This is a genomic window from Kribbella sp. NPDC023972 (assembly GCF_040639075.1).
Taxonomy (GTDB): Bacteria; Actinomycetota; Actinomycetes; order Propionibacteriales; family Kribbellaceae; genus Kribbella.
This window is the reverse complement of the sequence record NZ_JBEZZH010000025.1, coordinates 1-7,191: the sequence shown is the minus strand read 5'-3', so window position 1 is coordinate 7,191 and position 7,191 is coordinate 1. Positions and strand designations below refer to the sequence as shown.

10 protein-coding genes and 1 tRNA gene are annotated in these 7,191 nt (G+C 68.7%); 4 read left to right on the top strand and 7 right to left on the bottom strand.

Going from position 1 to position 7,191, the window contains the following annotated elements; translation table 11 throughout:
- Nucleotides 1-170: 170 nt before the first annotated feature.
- Nucleotides 171-1,010 carry an aminotransferase class IV gene (locus AB0F43_RS38215; RefSeq protein ID WP_360488861.1) on the top strand — a complete coding sequence of 280 codons (840 nt, stop codon included), beginning with the start codon at nucleotides 171-173 and terminating at the stop codon, nucleotides 1,008-1,010.
- Between the two features lie 458 nt (nucleotides 1,011-1,468).
- Here AB0F43_RS38215 and AB0F43_RS38210 read toward each other — a convergent pair whose 3' ends face one another.
- Nucleotides 1,469-2,035, bottom strand: coding sequence for a CGNR zinc finger domain-containing protein (locus tag AB0F43_RS38210; RefSeq protein ID WP_360488858.1), 567 nt, complete (start codon nucleotides 2,033-2,035; stop codon nucleotides 1,469-1,471).
- Between the two features lie 125 nt (nucleotides 2,036-2,160).
- Between AB0F43_RS38210 and AB0F43_RS38205 the strand changes: the two genes are divergently transcribed.
- Nucleotides 2,161-2,232: transfer RNA gene (locus AB0F43_RS38205), tRNA-Val, on the top strand.
- A 62-nt stretch (nucleotides 2,233-2,294) separates the two neighbouring features.
- Here the strand turns inward: AB0F43_RS38205 and AB0F43_RS38200 are convergent.
- From AB0F43_RS38200 to AB0F43_RS38180, 5 genes are all read right to left on the bottom strand, one after another.
- Nucleotides 2,295-2,675 carry a tyrosine-type recombinase/integrase gene (locus tag AB0F43_RS38200; protein ID WP_360488855.1) on the bottom strand — a complete coding sequence of 127 codons (381 nt, stop codon included), beginning with the start codon at nucleotides 2,673-2,675 and terminating at the stop codon, nucleotides 2,295-2,297.
- Between the two features lie 81 nt (nucleotides 2,676-2,756).
- Nucleotides 2,757-3,377 carry a dihydrofolate reductase family protein gene (locus tag AB0F43_RS38195; protein ID WP_360488853.1) on the bottom strand — a complete coding sequence of 207 codons (621 nt, stop codon included), beginning with the start codon at nucleotides 3,375-3,377 and terminating at the stop codon, nucleotides 2,757-2,759.
- Nucleotides 3,377-3,883, bottom strand: a complete 507-nt coding sequence (locus AB0F43_RS38190; protein WP_360488850.1) for an SRPBCC family protein — start codon at nucleotides 3,881-3,883, stop codon at nucleotides 3,377-3,379. The genes AB0F43_RS38195 and AB0F43_RS38190 overlap by 1 nt, the downstream gene beginning before the upstream one ends.
- A 3-nt stretch (nucleotides 3,884-3,886) precedes the next feature.
- Complete coding sequence (locus tag AB0F43_RS38185) at nucleotides 3,887-4,228, bottom strand: metalloregulator ArsR/SmtB family transcription factor (RefSeq protein ID WP_360488847.1); 342 nt, start codon at nucleotides 4,226-4,228, stop codon at nucleotides 3,887-3,889.
- 215 nt (nucleotides 4,229-4,443) lie between these two features.
- Nucleotides 4,444-4,653: a hypothetical protein gene (locus AB0F43_RS38180; protein ID WP_360488844.1), complete on the bottom strand. Its 210-nt coding sequence runs from the start codon at nucleotides 4,651-4,653 to the stop codon at nucleotides 4,444-4,446.
- Between AB0F43_RS38180 and AB0F43_RS38175 the strand changes: the two genes are divergently transcribed.
- Nucleotides 4,652-4,912, top strand: a complete 261-nt coding sequence (locus AB0F43_RS38175; RefSeq protein ID WP_360488841.1) for a hypothetical protein — start codon at nucleotides 4,652-4,654, stop codon at nucleotides 4,910-4,912. The two genes, AB0F43_RS38180 and AB0F43_RS38175, sit on opposite strands and share 2 nt — an antisense overlap.
- Nucleotides 4,913-5,028: 116 nt before the next feature.
- Here AB0F43_RS38175 and AB0F43_RS38170 read toward each other — a convergent pair whose 3' ends face one another.
- Entirely contained in the window at nucleotides 5,029-5,481 is a 453-nt protein-coding gene (locus tag AB0F43_RS38170) for a pyridoxamine 5'-phosphate oxidase family protein (protein WP_360488838.1), read from the bottom strand.
- A 115-nt stretch (nucleotides 5,482-5,596) separates the two neighbouring features.
- Here AB0F43_RS38170 and AB0F43_RS38165 point away from each other — a divergent pair, with 115 nt between their 5' ends.
- The gene (locus AB0F43_RS38165) at nucleotides 5,597-6,466 is read left to right on the top strand and encodes a sigma-70 family RNA polymerase sigma factor (RefSeq protein ID WP_360488835.1); all 870 of its coding nucleotides are present in this window, start codon (nucleotides 5,597-5,599) and stop codon (nucleotides 6,464-6,466) included.
- The last annotated feature ends 725 nt before the right edge of the window (nucleotides 6,467-7,191 follow it).

The following is a 7,191-nucleotide window of genomic DNA, read 5'->3' as shown; positions in this document are numbered from 1 at the left end:
GACCGGTTCCTGTTTCCCCCGGCGCGAGAAGAACATTAGCCCATCTCCGCCGGAGTTCAAAAACGGGGGTCCCCCGGTACGTCGACGTACGGTCATCAGCCGGTCACCTACCGACGGCTCGATCGGCCCGGATCGCCTTAGCACTAAGGTGTTCCGCGGAAGGAGCATCGATGCGTATCTGGCTGAACGGCACCCTGCAGGACGACCAGGCGGTCGTCTCGCCGCTGGATCACGGGCTGACCACCGGTGACGGGGTGTTCGAGACGATCAAGATCGTCGACGGGCGACCGTTCGCGGTCACCCGGCATCTGCAGCGACTTGTCCGGTCCGCGGTCGGTCTCGGGCTGCCGGAGCCCGATGTCGCGCAGATCGAGGACGGGATCGCGGCGGTCGTGAAGGCCGACCCGGACATCCCGTTCGGCCGGCTGCGAATCACGTACACCGGCGGTGTCTCACCGCTGTCATCCGATCGCGGCACGTCGGGCCCCACGATCGTTGTCGCGTCGCAAGCGATCCAGCGTCCCGGACCGACTTCGGCGATCGTGACGGTCCCGTGGGTCCGCAACGAACGCAGCGCGGTCGCCGGCCTCAAGACCACGTCGTACGCCGAGAACGTCCGCGCCCTCGCGTACGCCAAGGAGCGCGGCGCCAGCGAGGCGATCTTCGCCAATACCCTCGGGAACCTCTGTGAAGGCACGGGTTCGAACATCTTCTGCGTGTACGACGGTGAGCTCGTCACCCCGACCCTCGAGTCAGGCGCCCTGGCCGGTGTCACCCGCGCCCTGGTCCTTGACTGGTACGGCGCTGTCGAGCGCGACGTACCCCTCGCTCAGCTCCACGAGGCCGAGGAGATCTTCCTCACATCCACCACCCGCGACATCCAAGCCATCCACCGCGCAGACACCCGCGACCTCCCCGCCCCTGGCCCCATCACCACCGAAGTGGCCCGCACGTTCACTACCCGCTCAACCGAAGACCTCGACCCCTCACCGCGGGCCCATGACCACTGAAACGCTCGCTCGGCCAGGCGATCGGCTCGCGCTGTACTCGTGAGAGCAGGCCAATGCCTGCGCCAGTCCTCACCGGACCATCCCACCGGCCGCTCGGGCGGAGGACCGCTCCCGCCACAGCCGCCGACAGCACGTCAGCGGTCGGCACCGCCCGCGAATACACCTGAGCGCTCAGCGTTCGTACCCGCAACGCCCCACCGAGGTTTTGGGCAAGAGACCGGGTGACGCCGGGCCTGCGAGAGCGGACCAGCGTTCGGGCCGTGAGGCGACGGTCCGCCCCTGCAGTTGCTCGGTGGGATGGCACGTGGCGTCCTACTCGCGTGACTGCAGAGGAGCCTTGCACAGAGGACGTACGACCGGACGGCGTGGAGCAGGCGTCTGGTGTGCTGCGAGTGCTGGTGGTGAGGGCAGTACTGAAACAGCTCTCCGCTGGGGGGTGCGGAGAGCTGCGGGGACGATTATTCGCCGGAGGCTTTGCGGCGTTCGCGGTAGGCGGCGACGTGGAGGCGGTTGCCGCAGGTGCGGGCGTCGCAGTACCGCTTGGAGCGGTTGCGGGACAGATCGATCAGGGCGTCGTCACAGTCGGGGGCTTCGCAGCGACGGAGACGTTCGCGTTCGCCGGCCGAGATCACCTGGGCAAGCGCGATCCCGCACTCGACCGTGATCCGGCAGGCCAGCGACGCACCGTCACGCGAATAGTGGATGTGCCACGGGTGCCCGTCGTGATTCGTCAGCCGGGGCGTCGTCGTACCGCGGGCGACGATCGCGTTGATCATCGCCGCCGCCGTGGCGTCGGAATCCGTGGTGAAGACCGGCGAGAACAACGGCCGCAGATCACGGACCTCGGCCAGGTCCTTCTCCGTCAGCGTGCCGACCGCACTGAACTCGCGCTCATGGACGAACTTCTCCAGGTCCTCGAGCGATTCCATCGTGTCGACCTGGCTGTTCGGCCCGGGCAGCGTATTGACCAGCCGGACCAGCGTGCCGAGCGCCTGCTCGGTGTCGTGCGAGAAAGTCACAATCACGTCTCCAACGCGACGGGGTCTCCGTCTTGCAGCAAGAGTAGCCCGGCCCGATTAGATCGTCGCTGAATGATGCGCTATGGTTTCACCCGCAAGGCACCAAAACGCAACACCAGCACCACCAGAGCGGGCGATTGGCGCAGTGGTAGCGCGCTTCGTTCACACCGAAGAGGTCACTGGTTCGAACCCAGTATCGCCCACCCGAAGAACACGCAGGTCAGAGCGGGAACCCAGCAGCAGCCGGGTCCCCGCTCTCGTCGTTTCAGCCCTCGCAAGGCAGCGAAAAGGCAGCAAGAGCCCCTAGGACCCGCTCTTGGCAGCCTCCCCTGGACGTAGGTGTAGATCGCCACGCCGACCGCTCGTGCCCCATCACCCGCTGTACGTCGGGAACCGGCACACCCGAGGTGATCAGCCACGACGCGTACGAGTGCCGCAGGTCGTGGAACCGCAGTCCACCTTCGGCGTGGCGCGATACCGCCTTCACGGCCTGAGCCTTCGTCTTGAACAGCTCGGTCTCGTCCCCGGCCGGGGTCGGCCAAGTGCCCCGGAACTTGTCGTCCTCCGCCGCGACCCAGCCCAGCAGCCCGGCCCGCACCGGATCCTGCCGGCTCCTTCCTGGCCATCCAGCGGCTGGGCTGGTCATCCCGGCAGGAGAACCGTCTGCGTGCAACCGCGTGGGGGTTCCTACGCGTCCGCCGTCCGCCGGGTGTCGTCCGCCGTGCGCCTACCGCTGCCGGACGGCGTAGGTCAGGTGCGTCACCCTCGGGGAGGGCTCCGCGCGGACCGGCTCCAGGGCCACGCGGCCCGCGTCAACGCCCTCGAACAGGCGGATTCCGGAGCCGAACAGCACGGGTGAGAGCGCGATCGAGAACTCGTCGATCAGGCCGGCGTTCACGTACTCCAGGATCGTTGCGCCGCCGCCCGCGATGCGGACGTCCCGGTCGCCGGCGGCCTCGCGGGCCTGGTCGAGCGCGGGCTCGATGCCGTCGTTGACGAAGTGGAAGGTGGTCCCGCCCGGCCGCTCCCAGGGGTCACGCTTCTCGTGGGTCACGACGAAGACCGGCGTGTGGAACGGCGCCTCCTCCGGCCACGCCTGCTCGCCGGCGTCGAACATGCGCTTGCCCATCACGCTCGCGCCGGTGCGCTCGAACGTCTCCCGCACGATGTCGTTGTCGCGCCCTTCCTCGCCGCCCTCGCCGAGCTTCAGGTTCTCCCGGAGGAACCGCTGCGGGAAGATCCACTGCTGCAGCTCCATCCACTGCTGCCCCATCAAGTCCTCGAGCGACTCGGGCGCGATGAAACCGTCCAGCGACATCGACACGCTGAAGAACACCTTCCCGGCCATCAGCCCTCACCTCCCGGCCGAACGATCTCGGTGACGTAGGCAGCCAGGTTGCTCAGGGTCTGCTGGCCGCCCTCGATCGCGTGGTACTTCTCGACCGCCTCGTCGCGCAGTTCCTTGGTGGGGAACACCGTGCGCATCTCGATCCGGGTCGCCGCACCGTCGGGCTCGAACGTCAGGACCGACTCGAAGGCGTTCGGGTCGCTGCGGGACTCACCGTGGAGCAGCGCGATCCGCTCCGGCGGGGCGATCTCGGTCCAGGAGATCCACTCCTGGTAGTCCGTCCCGTCCGGTCCGTGCATCACGAACTCCCACTCCCCGCCGACGCGGAACTCGAAGAACCGCGTGGTGGTGGTGAACCCCTCCGGTCCCCACCACCGCGAAAGGTGCCGGACGTCGGTAAACGCCTCGAACACCAGCTCCCGTGGGGCGTCGATGACCCGGGAGATGACGATCTCGCGGTCGGCCGTCGCGGACGGCGCCGGCGCTCCTCGTCCCGTCGCGCTCATCAGCTACTCCTCCTGCCTTGCCTGCTTGAGGTCCTGCACGTATGCGTCCAGCCGGTCGAAGCTCTCGTTCCAGAACCGCTCGAACCCGCCGGTCCACTCGTGGACCGGTCGCAGCCCGCGGGCGTCAAGGCCGTACAGGCGCTGCTTGCCTGCCTTGCGGTCCCGCACCAGCCCGACCTCCCGGAGCACCCGCAGGTGTTTGGACGCGCGCGGCTGGGTCATCCCCAGCTCATGGGCCAACTCGGTCACCGGCCGCTCACCCGCCCGCAGCAGCACCAGGATCTCTCGGCGTCGCGGCTCGGCGATCGCGTTGAAGACGTCCGACGTCGTCGCTGCTCGTGCCATGCCGCCATCGTATGCCCATATCGGCATGCGTCAAGTCGAGAGGAATCAGGCAGACGTCGCCGAAGCAGCGGAAAGAAGTCGAGAGGCGACTCGTGTCTGCGGAAAGCGCAGACCGGGTCGCCTTCGTCGTGTTGTGCGGCGGCGCTTCGCTGGGCGGCTACGGTTCCCGCCGCGGTCGGCTTTCCGGCTGTGGTTGCCCGCCCCGGCCGCCTTCCTCACAGCGCGGGACCGCCTTGCTGGCCAGAGCGGAGGGACGGATCCTGTACGCCGCGCTGCGGTCGCTGCCCGTACCGGACGAGCCGGTCGCCCGCCTTTGGCACGCAGCGACGCTGCTGCGCGAGCACCGCGGCGACGGTCACCTCACCGCTCTGGTCTACGCCGGCATCGGCGGGGGCCCACGTGCTCCAGGCGCTCCACCTAGGCATGACGCCGGCGGAGTACGGGAGACTGAACCCCCTCACGCCGGCCCAACTGGCCGCCGTCGTGGACGGTCTGCGCGCCCGTGGCCTCGTCGACGCCGACGCTGCGTTCACCGCCGCCAGACGCGAGACCAAGGACCGCATCGAGTCGGTCACCGACGCCCTCGCCGCCCCGGCGTACGACGCCCTGGAGCCGAGAGAGGTCGACCAGCTCATCGCCGACCTCGAGCCGCTCGCGGCAGCGATCGACTCTGTCGGCTACTAGCTACTTGGGGTCAGGAGGGTGTGGTGTCTCGCGATTGTGAGGACGTGGCTCGACCGGTACGTCGCTGACCCGGCCCGCGACGTACGTGCCTCCCGAGCCGGGAGCGCGCGCTGTGCCTAGGCGAGCCAGGTGGTGTTGTCCATGAGGGTGCGGGTTGAGAGTTCGTTGACTTCGCGCCAGGCCTGGATCTTGATGGGAGTCAGACGGAAGTAGAGGTACGGCGACTTGAGGGCTCGGGGGTCGAAACCGGTCTTGCTGGCGAAGGCATCACCCTCGGACTGGGTGAGGGCCTCGGGGAGCAGAACTTCTGTGGTGGCGGTGATGTGTACGACGTCGCGGGTGTGGCCGAGGGTCACCTGGGTCGTGGCGTTCGTCTGGAGGTTCTTGGCGGTCGGGTTGCCGGCGGCCGTGGACAGCAGGAGTGTCGAGCCGTCCCAGAGGAAGGACAGCGGCATCAGGTACGGCGTGCCGTCAAGGGAGGCGGTCGCGACCCACAGGTCGACGTCCTCCTCGAGGCGGCGAAGCGTGTCCTGCTTGCGTACGGACAGGGGGCGAGCCGGCTCTGCCATGGTGAACTCCTCTGGGTGTGGGGCTGCAGTGTCACATGTACGGCGGATTCTTCGTCACACGGTTGACGGCGCCGGGCCGGAGAACGTGACAGGCGGAGAGAGGCATGTGGTGGAGATGAGTGAGCACGACTGGCTGGCGGCCAGGTTCGAGGAGAACCGGGACCACCTCCGCGCCGTGGCGTACCGGATCCTAGGCTCCGCGCCCGAGGCCGAGGACGCCGTACAGGAAGCGTGGATCCGGCTCAGCCGCTCCGACGCCGACTCGATCGACAATCTCGGCGGCTGGCTGACGACCGTTGTCGGGCGGATCTGCCTGGACATGCTGCGATGGCGGCGCGGGCGACCCGAGCAGCCGGTCGGCGACCACTCCCCCGTGCTGGCCGATACCGACGTACCCGATCCGGAGCTCGAGGCGGTGCAGGCGGACTCGGTCGGTCTCGCGCTGCTCGTCGTACTCGAGACGCTGACGCCGGCCGAGCGGTTGGCGTTCGTGCTGCACGACCTTTTCGCCGTGCCGTTCGAGGACATCGCGCCGATCATCGGCAAGTCACCGGCGTCCGCGCGTCAGCTGGCGAGCCGGGCCCGGCGACGGGTGCAAGGTACGCCGGAACCACTCGACGCGGACGCGCTCCGGCAGAAGGAGATCGTGACCGCGTTCCTGGCCGCGTCGCGCGGTGGGGACTTCGAGGCGCTGCTGGAGATCCTCGACCCCGACGTCGTTTTCCGTACCGACGAGGCGGTCAGGGAGCGGGGCGCGCTCGCGATGGTGCGCGGCGCGACCGCCGTCGCCGAGACGTTCTCCGGCCGGGCGCAGGCGGCCCGGCTCACCCTGATCGACGGCCTGCCCGGCGCAGTCTGGTCCCACCGAGGCGAACCGCAAGTCGTCTTCAACTTCACCATCACCAACAATCGCATCACCTCCATCACCCTCCTCGGCAACCCCGACTACCTCCAAACCGTCGACCTCGTCCCACTGGAAACCTGACCGCCGGTACGCCGTACCCACTCACACCAGCAGCCCGTACGCCGCACCAAACACCACCAACCCGTACGCCGCACGACACACTCCAGCCGCCCGTACGCCGCACCACCGACACACCAGCCACCGGTGCGGCGTACTGCGGTAGCGGTAGCCGCTCGCCGCACCAACACACCAGCCGCGGTACGCCGTAGCCGCTTCAAGCCGCAGCCGCTCGAACCCGGCCGATCCAGCAGGAGCTCCAAGCCGGACCGAAGCGGGTGGTTGTGAGAGCTGGGCGGGGTGGGCACGCACCGGTGGTTCTGCCGGCTGGCGTGGCTGCGCGCTCGGATGGCTGGGCAGCTTCCAGGCCGTGCAGGCCCGGCGGACGCTGCTCCACCAGTTGCTGGCGGTGGTGTCGGGCGGTTGCGGGTGACGGGCTCGGGTGGTCGGGCAGCTGGCGGTCGTATCGGGTCCCTGGGCGGGTGACGGGCTCGGGTGGTCGGGCAGCTGGCGGTCGTATCGGGTCCCTGGGCGGGTGACGGGCTCGGGTGGTCGGGCGGGTGGCGGATGGGGTGATTGGGCGGCTTTCGATGGGGGTCGCGAGGGGATGGGCGGTGGGGCTGGTGGGGCGGGTGTGACTTAATCCACGCTGGGTGGGTTCGGAGTGCGACACCCTGGAATCTCGTTTTTGCGGACGGGAAAAGTGCGCTACTGTTCTGCTCTCGCACCGAGCGGAAACAGTCGCCGGA